The organism is Aquisalinus flavus (genome assembly GCF_014640095.1).
GTDB classification, from domain to species: Bacteria; Pseudomonadota; Alphaproteobacteria; order Caulobacterales; family Parvularculaceae; genus Aquisalinus; species Aquisalinus flavus.
Genome location: NZ_BMGH01000001.1, coordinates 1304652 through 1329064, shown reverse-complemented (window position 1 = coordinate 1329064; position 24413 = coordinate 1304652). Strand labels below are relative to the sequence as shown.

Genomic DNA, 24413 nt, shown 5'->3' with positions numbered 1-24413 from the left:
ATATTCGCAGTGATGACAAAAGCTTCCCGGATCACAGTTTTCTATGACGGCGCCTGCCCGCTCTGCGTTCGGGAGATCGGCCTGTTGCGAAAGTTGGCGCGGACCGGGGCGATCGACTTCGAGGATGTCTCACCGCCTGATGCTGCGCCCAGTTGCGACATCGCTCGCACCAGTTTGATGGCACGGTTCCATGCCCGTTTGACGAACGGGTCTGTGGTTCAGGGTGCACAGGCCTTTACCGAGGCATGGAGCAAGGTGCCATGGCTGGTCTGGCTGCGGCCACTGGGGCGCAATATGGCGAGCCGCTGGCTACTCGACAGGGTTTATGACTGCTTTTTGAAACTGCGTCCCGGCCTGCAATGGCTGGCCGGGAAGAGGTGACGGATAGCCGGATCAGGCGGTCTTGCCGTGGCAATGTTTGAACTTGTTACCGGAGCCGCAGGGGCACGGCGCGTTGCGCGAGACGCGGCCCCATGTTTCGGGGTCTTTTGGGTCGAACTCGGCTGCGCCCTGGCGGGCAACGGAGGGAGCCTGAGCCAGCGCCTTGCCATAGGTGGGGAAATGACGCGGCCCGTCCGGATTTCCGCCGCCGGGACCGCCGGCATCGTTCTCGCCCGTCGAGGCGTCGATATGGGTAGCCTGCAGTTTCGAGGCATCCAGCTTGCGGCGGGCAGCCAGCTGCTCAAGCATCTTGCGCGCCTGATCGGTCTGGGCCGGGCCTGACGAAGCGTTCTCGCGCACCTGAATCTGGATCCCCATCAGCGAGGCAGTCACATCGCGGCGCAGCCCGTCGAGCAGCAATTCGAACAGGGTGAAGCTCTCGGTCTTGAACTCGTTCAGCGGGTCGCGCTGGCCGAGGGCACGGAAGGACACGATCGAGCGCAAATGGTCGATCTGCTGGATATGGTCACGCCAGTTATTGTCGATCGTCCGCAGCAGGATCGATTTCTCGACCCGGCGCATCATGTTGTCAGGATCGGTCAGGCCTTTCTCGTTGGCGATGGCAACGAGGTCCTCTTCCTTCTTGCGGTAGATCTCTGCCGTGCTGTCGAGCAGGCGGTCGAGGATTTCGGTATCGGCAACGCCTTCCTCGGCCGCCCAGTCATGGACAGGGAATTCCGTCAGGAACAGCTCCTTCAGTTCCTTGTCGAGACCGGCAATGTCCCACCGTTCGGCATAGGAGTTCGGCGGAATGTGCGCGCCAACGAGATCCTGAACCAGTTGTACGCGCATATCGTCGATGATGTCGTTGACGCTCTCGGATGACATGAACTCGATGCGCTGCTCGAAGATCGCCTTGCGCTGATCGTTGATCACATCGTCATATTTCAGCACGTTCTTGCGAATGTCGAAATTGCGTTGCTCGATCTTGCGCTGGGCCCGTTCTACCGCCTTGCTGAACCAGGGATGCTCGATCGATTCATCCGGCTTGATGCCAAAGCGCTTCAGCATGTTTTCCATGCCAGTGCCGAAGATACGCATCAGGTCGTCCTCGAGAGAGAGATAGAATTTCGTGGCGCCCGGGTCGCCCTGACGGCCGGAACGACCGCGCAGCTGATTGTCGATGCGGCGGCTTTCGTGACGTTCCGTGGCCAGAACATAAAGACCGCCGGCATCGAGCGCCTTTTGCTTCTGTTCCTTGATGTGCGCGGCAATCTCCGCACGTTTGCGGGCGATCGTCTCCTCGTCGTCATTCTCCTCGAGCTGCTTGATCAGCTCCATGTCGACGGAGCCGCCGAGCTGGATGTCGGTCCCGCGGCCGGCCATGTTCGTGGCGATGGTGACGGCACCGGGCACACCGGCCTGGGCGATAATCTCGGCTTCCTGTTCGTGGAAGCGCGCGTTGAGCACATTATGAGGGATCGGCACCGGCCGGCGCGAATAGTCCTCATAGATCTTCGACATGCGCTTGACCTCGGCAATCTCGGTGTCGTGCTTGCCTTCCTTGAGATCATCCAGATAGCGCAATGTATCCTTGGCCAGTTGTTTGAAGAACTTCTTGTTGGAGAGAAGCTGCGAGATCAGTTCAGACTTCTCGATCGAGGCGGTGCCGACGAGAACGGGCTGGCCACGGTCGACGCAGTCAATGATCTGCCGGACAATGGCTTTGTGTTTCTCTTCCGCCGTGATGTAGAGCTCGTCATCCATGTCATCGCGGGCGATAGGCTTGTTGGTCGGCACTTCGACCACGTTGAGTTGATAGATGTCGGCAAATTCGGATTCCTCGGTGAGGGCCGTGCCGGTCATTCCGGACAGGCGGTCATAGAGGCGGAAGTAATTCTGGAATGTGATCGAGGCGAGGGTCACGTTCTCCGGCTGGATATCGACTTCTTCCTTTGCCTCGACAGCCTGGTGGAGGCCGTCTGACCAGCGTCTGCCTTCCATCATGCGGCCCGTAAACTCATCGATGATGACGACCTTGTTGTTCTTGACGATATAGTCCTTGTCCTTGGTGAACATCTTGTGCGCGCGCAAGGCATTCTGGACATGGTGGACAACCGTGACGTTCTGGGCGTCGTAGAGATAGTCGCCCTCGATCAATTCCGCCTCGCGCAGCAGGTCCTCGATATGCTCGTTGCCGTCCTCGGTCAGCGTGACCTGGCGCTGCTTCTCGTCGATCTCGTAGTCTTGCTCTTCAAGTTTCGGAATGATCTCGTTGATCTTCTTGTAGAGTTCGGACTTGTCGTCGGTCGGGCCGGAAATGATCAGTGGCGTGCGGGCCTCGTCGATCAGGATCGAATCGACCTCGTCGACGATAGCGTAATGGTGGCCGCGCTGGACCATTTCCTCCAGCGAGGATTTCATGTTGTCGCGCAGGTAGTCGAAGCCGAGCTCGTTATTGGTGGCATAGGTCACGTCGCAGGCATAGGCGTCGCGGCGCTTCTGATCGTTGAGCTCGTTATGGATGACACCCGTCGTCAGGCCGAGCTGGGCGAAAACGCGGCCCATCCATTCGGCGTCGCGCTTGGCGAGATAGTCGTTCACGGTGACGATATGCACGCCCTTGCCTGTGAGCGCGTTGAGATAGGCGGGCAGGGTGGCGACGAGGGTCTTGCCTTCGCCGGTCTTCATCTCGGCGATATCGCCATTATGAAGGACCATCCCGCCCAGCAGCTGGACATCGAAAGGCCGCATGCCAAGGGCCCGTTTGGCTGCCTCGCGGGCAACGGCGAAGGCCTCGATCTGCAGGCTTTTCAGGGTCTCGCCATCGGCGTGGCGCTTCCTGAATTCTTCCGTCTTTTCCTTCAATTGCGCATCCGACAGGGCGCTGATTTCCGGTTCCATCTGGTTTATCTGCTCGACCTTGCGGTAGAGTGGCCGCAGCCTGCGTTCTGTCGACGAGCCGAAAACCTTCTTCGCAATGTCCAGAATAGCCATAAAAACTGATACCCTTTGAGCGGTGGCGGAACCTGCCGGTAATAAAATGAGTGGCATAACACCGGCAAGAGCCGGTAAAGGCACAATGGTCGTCACATAAGCAGGGCCTCTCCCGGTGTCAACGAAGCAGCAATTGCCGGGTACCGCCGGATGAGCGCCAGCATTCAAGAAGATGAAGGACAAGATGAAGAACGGATCGCCAATCTGGTTCCCTTTGCTCATCTGGAAAGGGGTGACTATCTTCCTCGGGCATATAGCGCGCACCATGCGTAAGGTCCGGCGATGGCTGGTTAGCAAGGACGGCGCTGTTTTCCTGTCGGCCTTCACGCTGGTGTTGATTCTCGGTGCCTTCTGGATACTCGATGCGCTGAGGACGGGCTTTTCTGTCGCGGACGAAGCGGAGGTTGTCAGCGCACAAGGCGCTATCCCGGCGATGCCCGACCCGGTGGTTGCACGGATCGGCGTGGAAACCATGCGATTGAATGATGTTCTGGAATTCGCGCGCCAGGATGGCAAGCTGCAGGCCGGCGAGCGCCTGAGCGCGGCTGAAGCGATCGAGCGCGGCCTTGTTGAGGATGCTATCAACCAGACCTTGCTGGCGCGCGCTGCGGCGGATGACGGTCTGGTGTCCGATCCGGAAGTTCGGGCCAAGCTGACCGCGGCACGAAACCGGATTCTCGCGGCCGCGTATCTCGAAAGCCAGGTCGCGGACAACGTCACCGAGGACATGGCGCGCGAATTGTATCAGGCCCAGCGCCGCAGCATGGCGAATGGCGAGGAAATACGCCTGCGCGAACTGGTCGTCGCCGATGCCCAGACCGCGATGGAGATTTCGGCGTCCCTCAATGCCGGTCTGTCATTCGAGGAGCTCATCGCCAATAATTCCATTGCCGAGTCGGTCGCTAACGGCGGGGACCTCGGGTACCGCCCGCTCGACCGGTTGCCAGATGCCTACGTAAACCAGGCCGGATCGCTCTCGGCAGGGCTCTATACTCTCCCATTCGAAACGGAGGCGGGATGGGTTATCCTCAAGGTCGAGGGTCGCCAACGGATTACGCCGCCAGCCTATGCGCAGGTGGAGGATGAATTGATGGAATTCCTGCGTTTACGCACCATCGATACAACGGTGGAAAGTCTTCGCGAGCGCTCCAGGGTCGAGGTCATCGAGCCTGGCAGCGAGCTTCCGGCCCAAGCGGTTGACACGCGTGACCCGGCGACGCTGAGAAACTAAAATTCGATCCTGATTTTTAAATGGCTGTAAATTCAGCCGGCGCAAAGTGAGACCCGAGACGTGAAGAAGATATTGCTTGTTGCCGCCTGTGCCCTCGTCGACCGCGACGGGAGAATCCTGCTGACGGAGCGCCCCGAGGGGAAGTCTATGGCAGGATATTGGGAGTTTCCGGGCGGCAAGGTTGAAGAAGGGGAGATCCCGGAGGAAACGCTGATCCGCGAACTCCGGGAGGAGCTGGATATCGAGACGGAAACGGCGTGTCTCGCGCCCATCGCTTTCGCCTCCCACAGTTACGAGGATTTTCACCTTTTGATGCCACTATTCGTTTGCCGCAAATGGAAAGGCATCCCGCGCGGCGCTGAAGGCCAGTCCCTGACATGGGTCAAGGCGGACCGGTTGTCGGAGTTCAAATTGCCGCCTGCGGACATCCCGCTGGCAGCCCAGTTACGGGATATTTTGTGAAACACCAGTTGCTTCCCCTGAGCCGAAACAATGCTATCGCGAACTCCCTGAAAAAAGTGATCCGGGGGAGTGGCCGGCGTCTCGGCGAGGATGAGGCCGGCACGACGGCCATCGAGTACACGCTCATCGCGACTATTATCGCAACCATGCTGGTGACGTCCCTCGGTACGATTTCCTCGCTCATGAAAGAGGACCTGACCGAGGTCAAGACCAGCATCGATAACGCCAAGCCCTAATCGTTGCGGTTGCGCTTTTCGAATGTTTTGACGGCCTCGGCCATCGAAGCTTTTCCCTGTCCCGGCTTGAGCGGCTTTTGCTGCGAGGCATGGGGCGCCCAGCCGGTGAGCATTACAATCTCGAACGTCGCGGTGACACCGCCGCCCTCGGCCGGATATGTCTGCGCGTAGATTTCCATCGCCCGTATCAGAACATCCTTGCGCAGGGTTTGCTTGCGCCTGTCGTTCAGAACGCTGGTCTCGCCCATGCCGCGCAGGTCGGCCAGGAGTGTCATCGGATTGCGGTAGGTGACAGGCAGGCGGATGAGGTCGGCAACGGGCAGGGCGAGACCCGCGCGCTGCATCAGGCCGCCGGCATCCTTGATCGCCGTGAACGGCGACAGACGCGGGCTGACCCCGCCGGTAATCTCGCTCTCGGCCCGGTAGAGGCTGTCGCGCAATTCGTGCAGCGACCGTTCGCCCGGGAAAGCGGCGATCAGCAATCCGTCAGGCCGCAGCGCCGCCCGCATCTGCGTCAGGGCTTCAGGCAGGCGGTTCACCGATTGCAACGCCATGATCGAGACGATGAGATCGAGCGAGGCATCCGCGAATGGCAGCGCTTCCTCGTCGGCGGTCGCGCGTGACGCGCCGTCGTCCCCCAGCCGCGCCATGGCCGGGGAAGAGGCGCCGCTGACGACATGGCCGACATCGCAGGCCGGTGTGAGACACCCGGTAATGTAATGGGCGCCGGGGCCGATAAAAACCGCCCGGTCGAAGCTACGGATAATACTCTCGAGCCGGTCGACAATATCTTCGGCGATATAGCGATGCAGAAAATCATGATCCGCCAGAGAGCGCGACGCGCGATCCTGGCGCGTGCGTAGCAGGGCGCGATCGAAGATCGCTGGAGGCGGGGGGCGGCTGTCGCTCATGGGCGCTATCTAGACCATGGCGGGCCGAGGACCAATAGACTGACTTTCCGCAGCCGGAATTGCATGTCAGTCTCATGGCAGGAGGACCATTGAACGAGAGCGACAGGCAATCGACCGGGATGAGCGCGGCGCTGGCAGGCCTGCATGGGCATGCCTCGGCGGCTTCGCGCTGGCTTGCCGACCTCGTCATGCCGCCGCAATGCCTGCTGACCGGCGAGCCGGTCGGGCGCCATGGCGACCTCGCCCCCGCTGTCTGGCAGCAATTGCATTTCATCGATGCGCCTCTGTGCAGCGCTTGCGGCATTCCCTGGGAAGCGCAGATGACGGGGCATGATCTGTGCGCTGCCTGTGTCGCTGGCGAGGACCATCCGGCAGCGCTGATCTTCGCCAAGGGGCTTGACCGGGTCCGCTGCGCGCTGAGGTATGACGACCTCAGCGCGCAGCTTGCCTTGCGGCTGAAATATGCCGACCGGCTCGATATGGCCGCCGGGCTCTCGCGCCTGATGGTCCAGGCCGGACGGGAACTATTGACCGGGCAAGCGCTCCTCGTTCCCGTGCCCTTGCATCGCGCCCGGCTGGTGTCCCGCCGCTATAACCAGGCAGCCATCCTTGCGCGCGCTGTAAGCCGCTCGTCCGGGCTCGGCCTCTGCCTCGACATGCTGCAGCGTCACCGGGCGACGCCGCGACAGCAAGGGCTTTCCGCCAAGGGCCGCGAGCGCAATGTGCGCGGCGCCTTCCGAATCGCGCCGACGCATGCCGAGCGTGCGAGGGGTGCCCATATCGTGCTCATCGACGACGTGCTGACAACCGGATCGACGCTGAAGGCCTGCGCCCGGGTTCTGAAACGGTCCGGGGCTGCCCGGGTCGACGCGCTTGTCCTCGCCCGGGTTGTGCCGGAGGGAATCGGCGCCATATAACCGCACTGAGACCCAAGGAGTATTCGATGCAGCCAGTGACCATCTATACCAAGCCGCTCTGCCCCTTTTGCACCCGGGCGGTTTCGCTGTTGAAGAAGAAGGGCGCCGAGATCACCGACATCTCCGCCGCCTTCGACAAGGCCAAGCGCGAGGAGATGCTCCAGCGCTCCAACGGCGCGCGCACCTATCCGCAGATTTTCATCGGCGATGTGCATGTCGGCGGCTGCGACGACATGATGGCGCTCGATCGCGACGGCAAGCTCGACGAGCTGCTGAAGGGAGACGCAGCTTGAAGGCAGCCTGCATCCAGATGCGTTCCGGCCTGTCCCGGGCGGACAATACCGCAGACGCCAGCGCCCTGATCCGCGAGGCGGCAGGGCAGGGTGCGGACCTGATACTCACCCCGGAAATGACCAATGTCGTCGACCGCAAACCGCGGCGGCTTTTCGATCATCTGGGACACGAAGATGAACTTGAAGAATTGAGCATTTTCAGTGCCTTGGCCAAGGAGCTTGAGGTGCACCTGATCATCGGCTCCTGCGCGGTGGCGCTGGACAGGGATTTCTCGTCCCGGCGGGCCGCTAACCGGACTTATTTCTTTGGCCCAGACGGGGGCACGCTCGCCACCTATGACAAGATCCACATGTTCGATGTCGACCTCCCCGATGGCGAGAGCTGGAAAGAATCGAATGTCTACCGGCCGGGCAAAGCGGCAGAAGTTGTCGAAACGCCTCTCGGCAAGATCGGCCTGTCGATCTGTTACGACCTGCGTTTCCCCCGCCTCTACCGGACGCTCGCCCAGTCAGGCGCTCGGCTGATGACTGTGCCCGCCGCCTTCACCCGCCAGACCGGCCGGGCCCATTGGGAACCCCTGTTGCGGGCCAGGGCCATCGAGAACGGGGCCTTTGTCATGGCGGCGGCGCAGGGCGGCACCCATGAGGATGGCCGGGAAACCTGGGGCCATTCTATGATCGTCGGGCCGTGGGGGGATATCATTTCGGAGAAATCCGATGACGAGCCGGGGATCGTGATTGCCGAGATCGACCTCGCTGACGCGGACAAGGTGCGCCAGCGCATTCCGAGCCTTGGCCTTGAACAAGGCTTCGAGATCAACAATATCAAGGGACTATGATCAAGTATCAGTTGAAATGCGAGCACGCGCACGAATTCGAGGGCTGGTTCAGCAACAGCGCGGATTATGATGCGCAGGCTGAAAAGGGCCTGCTCGAATGTCCCCATTGCGGTTCGTCCGGCATCTCCAAGGCGCTCATGGCGCCGGCGATTGCCCGGTCCGGGTCGCTGTCACCGTCTGCGAAGAGTGACGACCGGGTCGCGGCGTTCAAGCGCGACTATCTGCAGGCGGCCAGACGCGCCCGGGACTATGTCGAAAAGAATTTCGACAATGTCGGCAAGCGCTTCCCTGAAGAAGCCCGCCGCATCCACTATGGCGAGGCCCCGGAGCGCGGCATCTTCGGCGAGGCCAGCCCGCAGGAAATCAGCGAGCTGATCGACGAGGGCGTCGAGATCGCGCCGCTGCCTGATGTGCGCACTCCCGAAGAAGTCAAGAAGAAGCTGAACTAGGCTTCCTGTTCTCGCGGTTCGTGGCGGTGAACCGGTTTCCACGTCACCGGGAAACGCTTCAGGCCTGAAAACCGGTCTTCCCGCAATTTCGATCAAGGCTATCCTGTCATGATGAAGCAGATAACACGGGCTTCATGCGGAGAGGATAAGTATGCAGCCAATCGAACGAGCGATCTGGTATATCGAGCACAGCTTCCAGAGCGAGCTGACGCTGGACATGGTCGCCGATGCGGTCGGCCTGTCGAAATATCACCTCGCCCGTGGCTTCACTCTCGCGACCGGCATGTCCGTCATGCGCTATGTGCGTGGACGGCGGCTGAGCGAGGCCGCCAGGCGGCTGGCGGCCGGGGCGGACAGCATTATCGCTGTCGCTCTCGAAGCCGGCTATGGCTCCCATGAGGCATTCACCCGGGCGTTCCGTGACCAGTTCGGCAGGGTGCCGGAGCAGGTGCGGTCCGCCCGATCGACAGCAGATATCAGCCTCGTGGAGCCGATCAGAATGCCCCAGACCCAATCCAAGTCTCTTGAACCACCGCGCGTGGAAACCCGCGACGCGTTCACCGTTGCCGGTTTGAAGCAACACTACACCGCCGGCAATATGGCCGGCATTCCCTCGCAATGGCAGAAGATGGCCCCGTATTTCGGCCATGTCAGCGGGCAGGTCGGATCGACCACCTATGGTGTCATTGCCGGCGGCGACGATGACGGCAATGTCGACTACATGACCGCCGTTCAGGTCAGCCATACGGACGACCTGCCGCCGGAATTCGCCACGCTGCACATCGCCAAACAGCGCTATGCGGTGTTCCTGCACAAGGGGCATATCACCGGGATCGGCGGCACGTGGATGGCGATCTTCAATCACGGCCTGAGCGATGCCGGCTGCCGCATGGTGCGAGCGCCGCAATTCGAACTGGTCGACGACCGGTTCGATCCGATGACCGGCAATGGCGAGATCGAGATCTGGATCCCCGTCGAGGCCTGACCGGGGCCTGATCGGGGCCTGATCCGCCGCTGCCGGGCAACTGCATCGTGGCCTTGCCTGAGCGGGCCGCTCGCCCGATGGTGGGCATCGACCGATAGAAGGAGATGCCCGCCATGACCGATTTCACCGACACGCTGTTCGACCTGACCGGCAAGAATGCCATCATTACCGGCGCCTCGCGCGGGATCGGCGAGGCGATCGCGAAGCGGCTCGCCCAGCATGGCGCCAATGTCGTCGTGTCGTCGCGCAAGATCGATGCCTGCCAGGAGGTCGCCGATGCGATCAATGAGGCGCAAGGCCGCAAGGCCGCCCATGCGGTTGCCTGCAACATCTCGCATCGCGAGCACCTGCAGCAGATGGTCGACGAGACCAATGAGGTGTTCGGCGATGTCGATATCCTGATCTGCAACGCCGCGGTGAACCCGGCCTTCGGCGCGTCGAAGGACATCACGGAAGAGCAGATCGACAAGATCTTCGACTGCAATATCAAGGCGAACCACTTCCTGTCGCACATGGTGCTGCCGCAGATGAAGAAACGCGGTGGCGGGGCGATCGTCATCATCTCGTCGATCTCGGCTTTTGTCGGCAATCCCGGCATCGGCATGTATGGCGTGTCCAAGGCGGCGGACCTGCAGATCGCGCGGAACCTGGCGGTGGAGTACGGCCCGGACAATATCCGCGTGAACTGCATCGCGCCGGGTATCGTGAAGACCTATTTCGCGGAAGCCCTGTGGAAGGATCCGAAGACGGAGGAATTCATCGCCGGGAAACTGCCGATGCGCCGCTTTGGCGAGCCGGACGACATCGCCGGGGCCGCCGTCTTCCTCGCGTCGGACGCGGGCAAGTGGATGACCGGCCAGCACATCACCATCGATGGCGGCACGCTGATCGGCATGGGCGGGATGTGAAGGAGGGTAGCGAGTAGGAAGGTGAATGGTGAAGTGGTGAATGGTGAATGGCGCAGGATATTCCTCTATTCGCTATTCGCCATTCGCTCATGCAACTACCGCCGCCGGCTGCCGCCGCGAGCGTCTGAAACATCCGTCTTCGCCCTTCGGGCTACGACGCGACAAGGGAGGGGGCCCGTGCATGGCGGCCATTGCCTCATTTTTAATAATAGTGACTGGCATAGCTCTCGCCATGCACGGCGGCGTTCGATGCGGGGCCAAAGTGCATAGCTCTCCCGCCCGGGGGCTACCCCGGGACGCCGTTCGAAAGGACGATGCAAAGCTGTGCACACCCTCACCAGTCCCGCGAACGGGACCTCGGCCTTCCGAAACCTGATGGGACGGGCCGCCGGCAGGTCACCGGCGGGAGCCATCCCCTCGGCGCCGATCCTCACCGGCGCGTGGAAGGGAGTATGGGGGTGGTTAGCGGGGCGGGGATAAATAATTTTGCGGGTGGTTAGTTTTCAGTAGCTCGTCATCCCGGCCAAGCGCAGCGCGCGCCGGGACCCAGCTCTGGTGCGTTGGCTTTGGTGCAGGATTTTCTTATCGGATGGAACGCAGAACAAGGTCTCGTGAGCAATCATTGCGTCAGAGATGGGTCCCGGGTTCCTTCTCCGAAGGCCCCGGGATGACGGTGGAGGGATTGGCGAGTGTTTCACCGGCCGCGGTAAAACGATTGGCCGCCATGCGTTGAAAGGCCTTGGCTGATTTGACTTACCATCAACTACCAATCTGTTTAGTCTTTCCGCTCGAAATCCAAAAAGACACTACGAGGGCTGGATGACAAAGGGCGTTTTGGTTCACGGCGGCAACTCGAAATATGATGATGAGCCGGGTTCGCATTACCACTTCCCGAAAAGATACTTGCGGCGCATGGAGGCTATCCAAAATGATTGGGTCGTTTACTTCACGCCGGTAAAAGACCTGACTGTAAGCCCTCTCAGTCGAGGAGCCTATTCGGGTGTTGCAAAGATCGGAGCAATCCGTCCCGACCCAGCAGGTACAGACCTTTTTTACGCTGATATTGTGCCCGAGACGTATGCAAGCTTTGCTAGGCCAGTGTCTAGGCTCTTCGAAGACAGGTTTCTGGAAACTAATCTTCAGAAAGCCGATGGCAAAGCAAACACCGGCCATGCTTTGCAAGCGGTTCGCTATATCTCCGACATTGACTTCGCACGGATTGTCTCCCTCGGATGGCAAAATGAAGAAGCTGAATTACCGCGTATCGATCAACTAAATGAAGGTAGTATTTCTGGCTTTGATGACGAGCCGATTCCTTTTCAAGTTGAGCGTAAGGTCGTTAGCAGCCTTCAGAACAAAACGCTCCGTGATCGTCGTTTCAGGCTGTCGGTCCTCAATGCGTACGATAAAAAATGTGCGGTAACAGGTTGGCGGTTTGTCAATGGCGGAGGCAGGGCTGAAGTTGAGGGAGCGCATATCAAGCCCGTGGAGCATGGGGGGCCGGACAGCATCAAGAATGGCTTAGCCCTATCAGGCACTGTTCATTGGATGTTCGACCGAGGCTTGATAAGTGCAGGCGAGGGCGGAGAAATCCTAATCTCTCGGAAAGTGAACGATGTTGATGGACTAAAGGCAATCATCAACCCTACCGGATGTCTGCTAGTCCCTGAAAACAAACCGGAATTTCATCCGCACCCCAGATTTCTTGCTTGGCATCGTGGATGGCACGGTTTCTAAGGCGCTTCTACTGCTATCTTTTGGCAACCCCAGTGATATTCTCGTGGGAAAAACTCTTCAGCTTCATCCCATTGCTCAAAAACGGAAATTGAGCGATCGACCGCATAGTCTGTTTGTTCAATGATATCGAACATCGCTTGTTCGAGTGCTGCCATATTAGGGTAGAAATCGACCTCCATATATGGTGCGCCCCAATACAGGGCTTCGCCAATTTTGCGGGTGACGATGTAGAATACCTCGGTCATAGCGATCCATGGGACTGGCTTGTCTATGTCCAATAATGTCCAGGGTACGGATTAAATTCAAGCCCCGCCCCCTAAATATCCAGCTCTTCCACCACGAACGCCGCGTTTTCCTGGATGAAGTTATACCGGGCTTCGGCCTTTTTGCCCATCAGGCGTTCGACGAGGTCGGTGACTTCGACGACCTTGTCTTCGGGGATGACGACGCGGGCCAGCGTTCTCGTGGCCGGGTTCATGGTGGTTTCCTTGAGCTGGGCCGGCATCATCTCGCCGAGGCCCTTGAAGCGGGAGACGTCGACCTTCTGGCCCTTGCGGAACTCGGTCTCGATCAGCCGGTCGCGATGGGCCTCGTCAAGGGCGTAGGCTGACTTTCCGCCCTGGGAGACGCGATAGAGCGGCGGCTGGGCGAGGTAGAGGCGGCCGGCGTCGATCAGCTGCGGCATCGAGCGATGGAAGAAGGTGATGAGCAGGGCGGCGATATGGGCGCCGTCGACATCGGCGTCGGTCATGATGATGACCTTCTCGTAGCGCAGATCCTCGATCTCGAATTTCGAGCCGATGCCGCAGCCGAGCGCCTGGATGATGTCGTTGATCTCCTGATTGCCGGCGATCTTGTCGCGCGTCGCCGAGGCGACGTTGAGGATCTTGCCTCTGAGGGGCAGGATCGCCTGGGTCTTGCGATTGCGCGCCTGTTTGGCGGAGCCGCCGGCGCTATCGCCCTCGACGAGGAAGATCTCGGTGTTCTCTGCGGCCTGTTGCGAGCAGTCGGCAAGCTTGCCCGGCAGGCGCAGCTTGCGCATGGCGCTGGCGCGGGAGACTTCCTTTTCCTTGCGGCGGCGCAGCCGCTCGTCGGCACGGTCGATGACCCAGTCGAGCAGCTGGTCGGCCTGCTTGCGGTGCCCGGCGAGCCAGTGGTCGAACGCCGCCCTGATCGCGGTCTCGGTCAGCTTGTGCGCCTCGTTGGTGGCGAGCTTGTCCTTGGTCTGGCCCTGGAATTCCGGGTTGGAGATGAAGATCGACAGCATCGCCCCGGCGGTGCCCATCACGTCTTCCGCCGTGACCTGGGCGCCTTTCTTGACGCCGGCGAGCTCGGCATAGGCTTTCAGGCCGCGGGTCAGCGCCGAGCGCAGGCCCTGTTCATGGGTGCCGCCTTCCGGCGTCGGGATGGTGTTGCAATAGGAGTGGGAGAAGCCGTCGGCGGTCTGCCCCCCCTCCATGGCGAAGCCTGTCTGGCCCCAGCATATGGCCCATTCGACCGTGCCATGGCCGCCCTCGCGCGTCACCTTGCCGGAGAAGATGTCGTCGGTGACCGTCGGCTTCGTGTCGATGACCGACTGGAGATAGTCGCGCAGGCCGTTGTCGAACTTGAAGACGTCCTGCGCCGGGGTCTCATCCTTGATCAGCTCGGGTGCGCATTTCCAGCGGATCTCGACACCGCCGAAGAGATAGGCCTTGGAGCGGGTCATGCGGAACAGGCGGGCCGGTTTGAAGCTCAGCTTGTCGCCGAAAATCTCCGGGTCCGGGTGGAAGGTAGTCGACGTGCCGCGCCGGTTGGGCGCATCGCCGACGGTCTGCAGCTTCGAGGTCGGGATGCCACGCGAGAAGGTCTGGCGGTAAAGCTTGCGCCCGCGCGCGACCTCGACGGTCAATTCATCGGACAGGGCGTTGACGACCGAGGCGCCGACGCCGTGCAGGCCGCCGGAGGTGGCATAGGCCTTGTTGGAGAATTTCCCGCCGGCATGGAGCGTGGTCATGATCACTTCCAGCGCGGACTTGTTCTTGAATTTCGGGTGCGGGTCGATCGGCATCCCGCGGCCATTGTCGGAGACGGTGAGCGCGCCGTTCTCGTGCAGCTCGACCTCGATGCGGCTGGCATGGCCGGCGACGGCCTCGTCCATGGAGTTGTCGAGCACTTCGGCAAAGAGGTGGTGCAGGGCCTTTTCGTCGGTGCCGCCGATATACATGCCCGGCCGCTTGCGGACAGGCTCCAGCCCCTCCAGCACCTCGATATCCTTGGCGGTGTAGTCACCCCCGGAAAACAGGTCATCTTCAACAGCGGCTTTGGCGGATTTGCGGGCCATCGGTACTACACATTCCTGTTTGCGCGCATCCTGTGACGAAACCGGGTCCCACTTTTGTGGATGCGCTGGAGAGATTGCATGAAACACAGATAGCTACAGGCTTTCGGGCGAGCCGGGCAAGCCTGAACGGCCCCGTGTGGGGAATTTAACCGGAACGGGCGCGCGGCGCGGAACGTTGGCCTGTCAGGAAATCATAAAGGAGACCTGAGATGGCTGATGAAGAGAAGGATTTCGAGCGCGAACCGACAACCCGCCAGGGCCAGCTGGAGAGCCGGGAGGGTCTCGGCGAAGAAGGCGAGCCGACCAATGGCGGGCGCGCCGGCGGCACGCTGCAGAAGAAAAAAGGCACGCAGGACGAGGAGAAGCGGGCCACTGAGCGCCCGGCCGGCGTCACCCGTGTGCGCAAGGCCGACGAGAAGGAAAAGACTACGCCGCAGCGCAACATGACCTCGTCCGACAGCTAGGCTGACCCCAAGGCAGCGGTATGGATTTCGTGATGAGGGAGTGAAGTCCGGCCTGAAGAAAAGCGCCGAAGTGAAGCGTTTTGCTAGATAAACGGGATCAGCGGAATGCCGCGGCGGAATTTCTTCTCGCACCGGTTCAACTGGCTTTCATAGGTCTGGGCGGTATGGGCGACCTGCCGGGCGATGCTCTGAACGCCGGGCTTTGAGCGGTAGGTGCCGCGATTATAGCCACCCTGGCCCTCATGATAGGCGAGATACTGGTTGTAGGCGTCGCCGGGCCGGATGCCGGAGCGCTGGCGCGACAGGTCGGCATACCAGCCGATGAAATCGACGGCATCGCTGAAATTGTTACGGTCGGAGAAGCGGCGGCCGGTATCGGCCTTGTAGGTCTCCCAGGTGGTGTCGAGGGCCTGGGCATAGCCGGTTGCGCTGGACGGCCTTGCGCCGGGGAAGATGAACAGGAACTTGCCGCGTTCGGGCTTGGCGTGGCTGCGGAAGGCGCTTTCCTGCTTGACGATGGCGAGCTGCAAGGAGATCGGCACGCCGTATTTCTTTTCCACCTTGCGGGTCGCGGAATACCAGGAGCGCTTGGACTCGAAGATCTTGCAGGCGTTTTCCTGTTGCGGCGGCGGGGCCGTGGCGCAGGCAGCAACGAGACCGGTGAGGGCGGCGATGACGAGTATCCGGGAATATCTGATCATGGAGAAGAGGCTAGCAGAACAAGGTAAACCGTTCCCTATCATGGGTTTACCGCGGCCAGTGCAGCGCAGGCGGGAACCGGCGTCGTCTTCGGCCTGTTTGTCAGCCAAAGACGGTTAACGAACGGGGATCGACCGTGAACGAGATCAAGCTGTTCATCGACGACCAGGACACGCTGTGGCGGATACTCATCACCGCGCCGATCCTGTATTTCGCGATCATCGGCTTCGTGCGGCTGGTCGGCAAGCGGGCGACCTCGCAGATGAACAATTTCGACTGGATCGTCACCGTGGCGCTCGGCTCGCTGATGGCGTCCGGCATCCTGCTGAAGGATGTGTCGATCCTGGAGGCGCTGTTCGCCATCGGCCTGCTGCTCGGCCTGCAATATGTGCTGACATTTTTTGCCGTGCGCAGCGGTTTCGTTGACAATGCGATCAAGGCGCAGCCGCGCCTGCTGGTGGAAAACGGCAGGTTTATCGAGGAAGCGATGCGGCGCGAGCGCGTCACCGAGCAGGAAGTGCTCGCCGCGCTGCGCGAGGAAGGCCTGCGTGCGGTCGATGACGCCAAATGGGTGATCCTGGAAAGCGACGCCTCGTTCAGCATCATTCCGCGAACGGAGGAAAAGGCCGCCGATCGCAGCGCGTTGAAGACTGTAGACGGAATCCCGGCGCGATAGCGTCATTCACCAAAGGAGCGAGGATATGAAGGACTTGATGAAAGGGAGTATGGCGGCGCTGGCGCTGATGCTGGCATCGGCCTGCGGCCCGGCGCAAGAGACGCCGGAGCCGGTCGATAACCTGCCGGACGAACAAAACGATCCGGGCGCCGTGCCGGAAACCGATCCCGAGCCGCCCAACGACCCGGGCGATGTCGATCCGATCCGTTTCCAGACGAGAAGATAAGGACAAAAAGAAAGGCGGCTCCCCTGATCCCCTGTAGGGTCGGAGGAGCCGCCTTTCCTGCAACATAGGCATCGGCCCGCGAAACTGCCGGGGCCGGGAGCCTATCTCCGTCGTGACTTACACGGAATAGTACATCGCATATTCGACCGGGTGCGGCGTCGTCTCGTAACGGATGACATCGGCCATTTTCAGTTCGATATAGGCGTCGATCTGGTCGTCGGTGAAGACGTTGCCCTTTTTCAGGAATTCGCGGTCTGCATCCAGTTCGCCCAGCGCTTCACGCAGATTGCCGCAAACGGTCGGGATACCGACGACTTCTTCCGGCGGAAGGTCGTAGAGGTCCTTGTCCATGGCGTCGCCCGGATCGATCTTGTTCTCGATCCCGTCGAGGCCGGCCATGAGCAGAGCCGAGAAGGCGAGATAGGGGTTGGCACCCGGATCCGGGAAGCGCGTCTCGATCCGCTTGGCTTTCGGCGAGGAAACCCATGGAATACGGATGGAAGCGGAGCGGTTGCGGGCGGAGTAGGCCAGCATGATCGGCGCCTCGAAGCCCGGGACCAGACGCTTGTAGGAGTTGGTCAGCGGGTTGGTGAAGGCGTTGACGGCGCGGGCGTGCTTGATGATGCCGCCGATATAGTGGAGGCAGGTGTCCGACAGGTCGGCATAGCGATCGCCGGCGAACATCGGCTTGCCGTCTTTCCAGATCGACTGGTGGACATGCATGCCTGAGCCGTTATCGCCAAAGATCGGTTTCGGCATGAAGGTCGCTGTCTTGCCATAAGCAGCGGCGACCTGGTGGACGATGTATTTGTACATCTGCATGCGGTCGGCCATCTTCACCAGGGTGGAGAATTTCATGCCGAGCTCGTGCTGCGACGGCGCAACCTCGTGGTGGTGCTTTTCGGGCTCGAGACCCATTTCGCTCATCACGGTAAGCATTTCGGAACGCAGGTCCTGGGCGGCGTCGATCGGCGGAACCGGGAAATAGCCGCCTTTCGGGCCTGGACGGTGGCCAAGGTTGCCGCTGTCATAGTCGGTGCCGGAGTTATACGGCCCTTCCATGGAGTCGATGGCAAAACCGGTGGTGTTCTGCTCGACGGTCCAGCGGACATCGTCGAAGACGAAGAACTCGGCTTCCGGACCGAAAAAGGCCGTGTCGCCGATACCGGTGGATTTGAGATAGGCTTCAGCGGCCTTGGCAGTCGTGCGCGGGTCGCGATTATACGCCTGACCGGTTGACGGCTCGAGAATGTCGCAGAACACGGCGAGGGTCGGCTGAGCGAAGAAGGGGTCCATGACGGCGGTCGACGTGTCCGGCATCAGGATCATGTCGGACTCGTTGATCGCTTTCCAGCCGGAGATGGAAGAGCCGTCGAACATCTGGCCTTCGGTGAAGAAATCTTCGTCAACCATCGAGAGGTCGAACGTGACGTGCTGCCATTTACCCTTGGGATCGGTAAAGCGCAGATCCACGTATTTTACGTCGTTATCCTTGATATATTTGAGAACTTTGTCGGCAGACATCGGGTCAAACCCCCTGAATTTCTTGTTGTTGGCGATACGCCCCTTGCAAGGCAATGAGTTTGTGCACCATGCGCGAAAACACGGCCCTTTTTCAAGACCTGATTTTCGCAATGCAGCACATCGGAGCAGTTTTAGGCCAGATTTTACGCAATTCCTAGCGGAAAACCGTGTCGCGTAACAGGTTTGTGCCAGATATTATCGCAGTTCTGCACTTAAAGGGCCTCGCGGCCCTTTTCCCCGGTCCTGATGCGGACCGCTTCCTCGACCGAGGAGATGAAGATCTTGCCATCGCCGATCCGGCCGGAATGGGCTGCCTTGGTGATGGCCTCGACAGCAGCATCGGCGACGGAATCGTCGACGATCAGTTCGACTTTCAGCTTGGGCAGGAAATCAACCACATACTCGGCCCCGCGATACAGTTCGGTATGACCTTTCTGGCGGCCAAAGCCACGTGCCTCATAGACCGTCATACCCTGCAGGCCGATATCCTGCAGCGCTTCCTTCACCTCGTCGAGCTTGAAGGGTTTGATGATCGCTTCGATTTTTTTCATTAGCTGCCCCTTGATGGCGGTAGCCTTGCGGCACTCGTGTTACGCCTGAAGTGTTCTACTGACTCGGAGCCTATCAACAAAGACATTTTCTTTAAACATATCAATCCCTGAAGCGCTGCCCATGATGAAACATCGACCGATAGAACTGCTGACGACCGACGAGATGGCTCGCGCAGATGCGTTAACGACACAGTCAGGCACGGCTGGCGCAACGCTGATGGAGGCTGCCGGCGCGGCGGTTGCCGGCTGCGTGCGACAGGCCTGGCTGCCGCGCCCGGTGCTGGTGCTGTGCGGGCCGGGCAATAATGGCGGCGATGGTTTCGTCGTCGCGCGGCTCCTGAAGGATGCCGGCTGGCCGGTGACGCTGGCGCTTCTGGGCGAGAAAGACAAGCTGACAGGCGATGCCGCGCTGATGGCCGATCACTGGCATGGCGGGATCGAGCCCTTGTCCGACGCTGAACCGGAAAAGGCGGCGGTGATCGTCGATGCACTCTTCGGCGCCGGCCTGTCACGCTCGATCGAGGGCGATGTCGCCGCGCTGGTCGAACGGGTCAACAAGGCCGAAGCACCGGTCATCGCCATCGATGTCCCGAGCGGTATCGACGGCACGACCGGACAGGCGCTGGGCACGGCGATCAGGGCAAAAACGACGGTCACATTCTTCCGGCTGAAACCGGGACACATGCTCTATCCCGGCACGGATCATTGCGGCGAGGTGATCCTCGCCGATATCGGCATTCATGCGTCGGTTCTGGAGGCGATAAAGCCCAGCGCCTTCGTCAACGGGCCAGAGCTGTGGCGGGCCGACTTTCCGTGGCCTGCGGATAACAGCCACAAATATAGCCGCGGCCATGCGGTCGTCATGTCCGGCGGGCGGTATACAGGCGGTGCGGCGAGACTGGCGGCCATGGGTGCGGCACGGGCCGGGGCGGGGGCGGTGACGATGCTGTCGCCGCAAGAGGCGATGGATATCAATGCCGGCCATCTCGAAGAGGTGATGCTGACAGAGGCCGCCGATGGCGAAACGATCAGCCAGTTCATCGCCGAGCGGAAGGTGAAGGCCGGGCTGATCGGGCCCGGTGCCGGGCGCGGCGCGCAGACCCGCGACCGTGTCGCGGCCCTGCTGTTCAGCGAGGCAGGCGCGGTGCTCGATGCCGATGCGCTGACCAGCTTTGAGGATAATCCCGAGACCCTGTTCCAGGCGCTGCGGGAAAAGGACGTGATCACACCCCATGCCGGTGAGTTCGCCCGGCTGTTCGGCGACCTGCTGGATGGACAGTCCAAGCTCGCCGCGGCGCGCATCGCCGCTGACATGGCGGGCTGCGTCGTCATCCTCAAAGGCTCCGACACGGTCGTCGCCGCGCCGGATGGCCGGGCCGCAATCAACGCCAATGCGACCCCTTTCCTGGCGACGGCCGGCTCCGGCGACGTGCTCGCCGGGATCGTGACCGGGCTGATGGCACAAGGCATGGCGGGGTTCGAGGCGGCCTGCGCCGGTGTCTGGCTTCATGCCGAAGCGGCAGCGGGCTTTGGCCCGGGCCTCATCGCGTCTGATATTCACCGGCACTTGCCACGGGTGCTGGCGACCCTGAAAGCCCCGTAAAATAGCGGCAAATCGCCCTCGACATCGCCGTCAATCCTGCTATGACACCGGTTCGAACGGACATGCCGGTCCGGGCGGGGATTGCCCGTACTCGGGATGCTGCCCCCCCAAAGCCGGCTTGACCAGAGAATTATTGCGGATGTGGCGGAATTGGTAGACGCACCAGATTTAGGTTCTGGCGCCGCAAGGTGTGGGAGTTCGAGTCTCCCCATCCGCACCAGTTGAAGCCGGTCCGCGCCAGCGGAGAAATCGATCCGGCGGATCGATTTCAGGCGGAAACTGCCCCGGCAGGGGCTGAAGCGAAACGAAATTTTGCGGGGCATGCAGGAAGCGGTCCCGCTGGAGCAAGAAGACCAAGGAAGATCAGGAAGCCAACCACATGGAAGTAATTGAAAAATCAACCGAAGGCCTGTCGCGCGAGTTCACCGTCAAGGTGCCGGCCAAGGAGCTTGATGCCAAGCTGACCGCCAAGCTGGAAGAGATGAAGGGCCAGGTCCACCTGAAAGGCTTCCGCCCGGGCAAGGCGCCGGTCTCCTTCCTGAAGAAGATGTACGGCAAGTCGATGATGGGCGAGCTGATCCAGGAAACCATGAAGGAGGCCCAGGCCAAGGCGCTTGACGAGAACAAGCTGCAGCCGGCCATGGCACCGCATCCGCATATCGACGAATCCAAGATCAAGGACGTGCTGGAAGGCAAGGCCGACCTCGAATATGATATTCATGTCGAGGTCCTGCCGACATTCGAGCCGATGGACGTTACCGGCATGGCGCTGACCCGGCTGGTCGCCGAGCCGGGCGATGACGAAGTGCAGGAGACGCTGGACAATATCGCCAAGCAGAACCGCGACTTCAAACCGCGCGGCAAGACGGCCAAGGCCAAGGATGGTGATCGCCTGATCATCGACTTCGTCGGCAAGCTCGATGGCGAGGAATTCGAGGGCGGAAAGGGCGAGGACCAGCCGCTGGAACTCGGCTCCGGCCGCTTCATCCCCGGCTTCGAAGAGCAACTCGTCGGCGTCAAGACCGGCGAGGAGAAGACGATCGATGTGACGTTCCCGGAAGAATACCAGGCACCGCATCTGGCGGGCAAGGTCGCGACGTTCGACGTGACGGTCAAAGAGGTCCAGGCGCCACAGGACACTGAAATCAACGACGAGATGGCAAAGAATCTCGGCTTCGACGATCTCGAGGCGCTGAAGACGACGATCAGGGAGCGCCTGCAGTCAGAGCTCGACAGCCAGTCGCGCCTGCACCTGAAGCGCGCCATTCTCGACAAGCTGGACGACAATCACGATTTCGATCTGCCGAAGGGCATGGTCGAGGCCGAGTTCGACCAGATCTGGCGCCAGGTCCAGCAGACCGAACTGGACGAGGAAGACAAGTCCAAATCCGAGGACGAGCTGAGGGAAGAGTATCACAAGATCGCAGAGCGCCGCGTGCGCCTCGGCCTCGTGCTCGCCGAAATCGGCAAGGCCCAGAAAGTGGACGTGCCGCAGGAAGACATGAACCGTGCCTTCCAGCAACAGGCCCAGCAATATGGCATCCCGGCCAAGCAGCTTGCCGAGTTCTATCAACAGAACCCGCAGGCGATCCAGCAGCTGCGCGCGCCGATCTTCGAGGACAAGGTCATCGACTACATCATCGGCGAAGCCAAGATCGAGGAGAAGAAAGTCTCCAAGGCCGAGCTGATGGAAGACCCGGATGATGATGTCGAGACGGCTGCTGCTGCCGTCTAGGTCGTCCGTCTACTGAATGAAAAGCCCGGCCATCGCGCCGGGCTTTTGCCTGGATTTGCGCTGAATGGCGCGATGTCGCTAGGGTTGCGCGCAGGGACACAGTGTTCGTGGCTGGCGGTCGGGAGGGGGCAAATGGTTCCGGATCGGTTGAGTTACAGGCCCGAGATAGACGGGCTGCGCGCGATCGCGGTGATCAGTGTCATCCTGTTTCATCTCGATATTGACCTGTTCGGCGGCGGCTTTGTCGGCGTCGACATCTTCTTCGTCCTGTCCGGTTACCTGATTACCGACATGCTCTATCGCGAGATTGCCGAGAACCGCTTTTCCCTTGCCGGCTTTTACGAGCGCAGGGCAAGGCGGCTGGCCCCGGCGCTGTTCGTTGTCTTCATCGCCTGTCTCGTCGCGGCCTGTTTCATCTATACAAGAGCGCAGATGGCGGATTTCGGCGCGTCGCTGTTCCACGCCGTCTTCGCGGTCTCGAATTTCTTCTTTTATTTCAATTCCGGATATTTCGATGCCGAGGCCCATATGCGGCCCCTGCTGCATACTTGGTCATTGTCGGTAGAGGAACAGTTCTACCTGATCTGGCCGGTGCTGATGCTGCTGGCGGCGCGCTTCCTCAAGGTCCGGGGCTATATTGTCGCGACGCTCGCGCTCGTGTTCTCCTCGATAGCGATCGCCGAGTTCTGGCTGTCCACAGATCCGGCGGCGGCCTTCTATCTCCTGCCGGCCCGGCTGGGAGAGCTGGCTATCGGTGCCGTCTGTGTGTGGCTGGTGCCGATGATGCCGCAGCGGCCTGCACTCCATGTTGGCTTCTATGTCATCGGCCTTTGCGGCATTCTTGCCTCCATCTTTCTGTATACGGCGGAGATGCGGTTTCCCGGCATCAGCGTGCTGCTGCCGACCGTTTCGACGGCGCTGCTGGTCATCGCGACGCCGCCGGCGGGGCTGGGCAAGGTGCTGATCAACCCGGTGATGAAATGGGCCGGTCTCGTTTCCTATTCGGCCTATCTCGTCCATTGGCCAATGATCGTTTTCTACAAGGCAGCGACCTTCGAGCAGCCGGATATGACCGTGAAGGCCGCGATCTTCGTTGCGACCTTCGTGTTGTCCTATCTCATGTATCGCCTTGTCGAGCAGCCGTTCCGCCATCCACCGGCGCAGCGCCGTCTCAAGCCCGGCCGGACCGGGCTCGTGACCATGACGGCGATGCTGGCGATCGCCTTTTTCGCCGTGAATGGCTGGGCCGGACAGGGATGGCTTCTGGTCAACAAGGGCAGCGATGCCAAGCAGGAGATCGCGGCGATCATCGAGGCGGCATCCGACAGGCGGCGTGAGGCGGTGATGGCGGATGGCTGCAATGTCCGGGCGACCGGCCGGAAGTTCAATCCGGGCGATTGCTTCCGGACGGAGCCTGACAGGTTCAATGTACTGGTGCTGGGCAGTTCCTATGCCGCCGATGATACGATCGTTCTGCAGACGGCCTATCCGGAGGCCAATATCCGGAAACTGACGGCCCAGGGCTGCGTTGCCAGGCCGGGGGCGAGCGCCGATGACCCGGCATGCCGGGTGGCCGGCGAGTATATGGAGGCACACCGGGAAGACATCGCCAGGTTCGATCTGGTCATTGTCTCTCACAACTGGACCTGGCGGCATTACGAACTGGACCCCGATTTCCTTGCCGGCCCGATGCTGGATTTTCTCAGGCAGCTCGATCTTCCCGTGGCGCTGGTCGGCGGGCGCGGGCGGCTGAAGGCCGATATCGGCTCCTACCTCCAGCAGTTCGATCTGGTCGGTCCGGACACGACGCTGGGAGCGGAGCATGTTCTCGAGGAGACTGACGACATCAATTTCATCGTGCGGGACATGGCGCGCGAATATGGCGTCGCTTTCGTGCCGGTCTACGACATTCTGAGGGATGACGGTGCCCTGCCATTTTTCGCAACCGGCAAATATCCCGTCTATATCGACAATGGTCATTTCAGTCTCGAAGGCATGGCCTATGCCGCCCGTCAGTGGAAACAATATTATCCCTCGATCGAGATGCTCGCGGAGGACAGCGCGATCGAAACCGGTCCGTCGCAGGGACCGCGTCCGCCGGTTACCGCCCATGCATCGGCGGCAACGCTGGAGGCACAAAAGGTCGAACAGAGCGAGGCGGATGCTGCTGACGATGCGACCCCTGGCGACTGACCGGCAACAGCCGGGTTGCCGTCCGCGCAGCATCACTCTGCCGGGACCCGGGGGAGGTATCGGTTCTGTGCAT

General features: G+C 60.9%; 24 protein-coding genes and 1 tRNA gene. 18 read left to right on the top strand and 7 right to left on the bottom strand.

What is annotated here, in order from left to right; genetic code table 11:
* Window positions 1-12: 12 nt before the first annotated feature.
* Window positions 13-381 (top strand): thiol-disulfide oxidoreductase DCC family protein, encoded by a 369-nt coding sequence (locus IEV88_RS06085; protein ID WP_188160350.1) that lies wholly within the window; start codon window positions 13-15, stop codon window positions 379-381.
* Between the two features lie 12 nt (window positions 382-393).
* Here the strand turns inward: IEV88_RS06085 and secA are convergent, their stop codons facing one another.
* Window positions 394-3378, bottom strand: a complete 2985-nt coding sequence (gene secA, locus IEV88_RS06080) for a preprotein translocase subunit SecA (protein ID WP_188160349.1) — start codon at window positions 3376-3378, stop codon at window positions 394-396.
* A 172-nt stretch (window positions 3379-3550) separates the two neighbouring features.
* On the opposite strand from secA, the gene IEV88_RS06075 reads away from it, so the two are divergent.
* Genes IEV88_RS06075 through IEV88_RS06065 form a run of 3 tightly spaced genes read left to right on the top strand, consistent with a single transcriptional unit; the run spans window position 3551 to window position 5307 of the window.
* Window positions 3551-4609, top strand: coding sequence for a peptidylprolyl isomerase (locus IEV88_RS06075; RefSeq protein ID WP_188160348.1), 1059 nt, complete (start codon window positions 3551-3553; stop codon window positions 4607-4609).
* Between the two features lie 60 nt (window positions 4610-4669).
* Window positions 4670-5071, top strand: a complete 402-nt coding sequence (locus IEV88_RS06070) for a (deoxy)nucleoside triphosphate pyrophosphohydrolase (RefSeq protein ID WP_188160347.1) — start codon at window positions 4670-4672, stop codon at window positions 5069-5071.
* Complete coding sequence (locus IEV88_RS06065; protein WP_206711365.1) at window positions 5068-5307, top strand: Flp family type IVb pilin; 240 nt, start codon at window positions 5068-5070, stop codon at window positions 5305-5307. Before IEV88_RS06070 ends, IEV88_RS06065 begins: the two co-directional genes overlap by 4 nt.
* On the opposite strand, the gene IEV88_RS06060 is transcribed toward IEV88_RS06065, so the two are convergent.
* Window positions 5304-6218: a methyltransferase domain-containing protein gene (locus IEV88_RS06060; RefSeq protein ID WP_188160345.1), complete on the bottom strand. Its 915-nt coding sequence runs from the start codon at window positions 6216-6218 to the stop codon at window positions 5304-5306. The genes IEV88_RS06065 and IEV88_RS06060 overlap by 4 nt on opposite strands.
* Before the next feature lie 89 nt (window positions 6219-6307).
* Here IEV88_RS06060 and IEV88_RS06055 point away from each other — a divergent pair, with 89 nt between their 5' ends.
* The 7 genes from IEV88_RS06055 (at window position 6308) to IEV88_RS06025 (ending at window position 12346) form a co-directional block, all read left to right on the top strand.
* Window positions 6308-7135, top strand: a complete 828-nt coding sequence (locus tag IEV88_RS06055) for a ComFC family protein (protein ID WP_206711364.1) — start codon at window positions 6308-6310, stop codon at window positions 7133-7135.
* A 26-nt stretch (window positions 7136-7161) separates the two neighbouring features.
* On the top strand, window positions 7162-7428 hold the full coding sequence (grxC, locus tag IEV88_RS06050) for a glutaredoxin 3 (RefSeq protein WP_188160344.1): 267 nt from the start codon (window positions 7162-7164) through the stop codon (window positions 7426-7428).
* Window positions 7425-8267, top strand: coding sequence for a carbon-nitrogen hydrolase family protein (locus IEV88_RS06045; RefSeq protein ID WP_229731421.1), 843 nt, complete (start codon window positions 7425-7427; stop codon window positions 8265-8267). Before grxC ends, IEV88_RS06045 begins: the two co-directional genes overlap by 4 nt.
* On the top strand, window positions 8264-8716 hold the full coding sequence (locus tag IEV88_RS06040; RefSeq protein WP_188160343.1) for a DUF1178 family protein: 453 nt from the start codon (window positions 8264-8266) through the stop codon (window positions 8714-8716). The genes IEV88_RS06045 and IEV88_RS06040 overlap by 4 nt, the downstream gene beginning before the upstream one ends.
* 151 nt (window positions 8717-8867) lie before the next feature.
* Window positions 8868-9701, top strand: a complete 834-nt coding sequence (locus tag IEV88_RS06035; RefSeq protein ID WP_188160342.1) for an AraC family transcriptional regulator — start codon at window positions 8868-8870, stop codon at window positions 9699-9701.
* A gap of 113 nt (window positions 9702-9814) precedes the next feature.
* Window positions 9815-10609: an SDR family oxidoreductase gene (locus IEV88_RS06030; protein WP_188160341.1), complete on the top strand. Its 795-nt coding sequence runs from the start codon at window positions 9815-9817 to the stop codon at window positions 10607-10609.
* An 819-nt stretch (window positions 10610-11428) separates the two neighbouring features.
* Window positions 11429-12346 (top strand): HNH endonuclease, encoded by a 918-nt coding sequence (locus IEV88_RS06025; protein WP_188160340.1) that lies wholly within the window; start codon window positions 11429-11431, stop codon window positions 12344-12346.
* Here the strand turns inward: IEV88_RS06025 and IEV88_RS06020 are convergent.
* Window positions 12343-12591, bottom strand: a complete 249-nt coding sequence (locus tag IEV88_RS06020) for a hypothetical protein (protein ID WP_188160339.1) — start codon at window positions 12589-12591, stop codon at window positions 12343-12345. The two genes, IEV88_RS06025 and IEV88_RS06020, sit on opposite strands and share 4 nt — an antisense overlap.
* Before the next feature lie 71 nt (window positions 12592-12662).
* Window positions 12663-14669: a DNA topoisomerase IV subunit B gene (parE, locus tag IEV88_RS06015; RefSeq protein WP_188160338.1), complete on the bottom strand. Its 2007-nt coding sequence runs from the start codon at window positions 14667-14669 to the stop codon at window positions 12663-12665.
* 209 nt (window positions 14670-14878) lie between these two features.
* On the opposite strand from parE, the gene IEV88_RS06010 reads away from it, so the two are divergent.
* Window positions 14879-15133: a hypothetical protein gene (locus IEV88_RS06010; RefSeq protein ID WP_188160337.1), complete on the top strand. Its 255-nt coding sequence runs from the start codon at window positions 14879-14881 to the stop codon at window positions 15131-15133.
* An 83-nt stretch (window positions 15134-15216) separates the two neighbouring features.
* Here the strand turns inward: IEV88_RS06010 and IEV88_RS06005 are convergent, their stop codons facing one another.
* Window positions 15217-15834, bottom strand: coding sequence for a transglycosylase SLT domain-containing protein (locus IEV88_RS06005; RefSeq protein ID WP_188160336.1), 618 nt, complete (start codon window positions 15832-15834; stop codon window positions 15217-15219).
* Window positions 15835-15968: 134 nt separating this feature from the next.
* On the opposite strand from IEV88_RS06005, the gene IEV88_RS06000 reads away from it, so the two are divergent.
* Both IEV88_RS06000 and IEV88_RS05995 read left to right on the top strand, forming a co-directional pair.
* Entirely contained in the window at window positions 15969-16508 is a 540-nt protein-coding gene (locus IEV88_RS06000; RefSeq protein WP_188160335.1) for a DUF421 domain-containing protein, read from the top strand.
* A gap of 25 nt (window positions 16509-16533) precedes the next feature.
* Window positions 16534-16734 carry a hypothetical protein gene (locus IEV88_RS05995; RefSeq protein WP_188160334.1) on the top strand — a complete coding sequence of 67 codons (201 nt, stop codon included), beginning with the start codon at window positions 16534-16536 and terminating at the stop codon, window positions 16732-16734.
* 117 nt (window positions 16735-16851) lie between these two features.
* Here IEV88_RS05995 and glnA read toward each other — a convergent pair whose 3' ends face one another.
* On the bottom strand, window positions 16852-18258 hold the full coding sequence (glnA, locus tag IEV88_RS05990; RefSeq protein ID WP_188160333.1) for a type I glutamate--ammonia ligase: 1407 nt from the start codon (window positions 18256-18258) through the stop codon (window positions 16852-16854).
* A gap of 212 nt (window positions 18259-18470) precedes the next feature.
* On the bottom strand, window positions 18471-18809 hold the full coding sequence (locus IEV88_RS05985) for a P-II family nitrogen regulator (RefSeq protein ID WP_188160332.1): 339 nt from the start codon (window positions 18807-18809) through the stop codon (window positions 18471-18473).
* A gap of 121 nt (window positions 18810-18930) precedes the next feature.
* On the opposite strand from IEV88_RS05985, the gene IEV88_RS05980 reads away from it, so the two are divergent.
* The 4 genes from IEV88_RS05980 to IEV88_RS05965 all read left to right on the top strand — a co-directional run bounded on the left by IEV88_RS05980 (window position 18931) and on the right by IEV88_RS05965 (window position 24340).
* On the top strand, window positions 18931-20412 hold the full coding sequence (locus tag IEV88_RS05980) for an NAD(P)H-hydrate dehydratase (protein WP_206711363.1): 1482 nt from the start codon (window positions 18931-18933) through the stop codon (window positions 20410-20412).
* 135 nt (window positions 20413-20547) lie between these two features.
* Window positions 20548-20632: transfer RNA gene (locus IEV88_RS05975), tRNA-Leu, on the top strand.
* Between the two features lie 159 nt (window positions 20633-20791).
* Window positions 20792-22147: a trigger factor gene (gene tig, locus IEV88_RS05970; protein WP_188160331.1), complete on the top strand. Its 1356-nt coding sequence runs from the start codon at window positions 20792-20794 to the stop codon at window positions 22145-22147.
* Window positions 22148-22279: 132 nt separating this feature from the next.
* Window positions 22280-24340 (top strand): SGNH/GDSL hydrolase family protein, encoded by a 2061-nt coding sequence (locus IEV88_RS05965; RefSeq protein WP_188160330.1) that lies wholly within the window; start codon window positions 22280-22282, stop codon window positions 24338-24340.
* Window positions 24341-24413 lie beyond the last annotated feature (73 nt).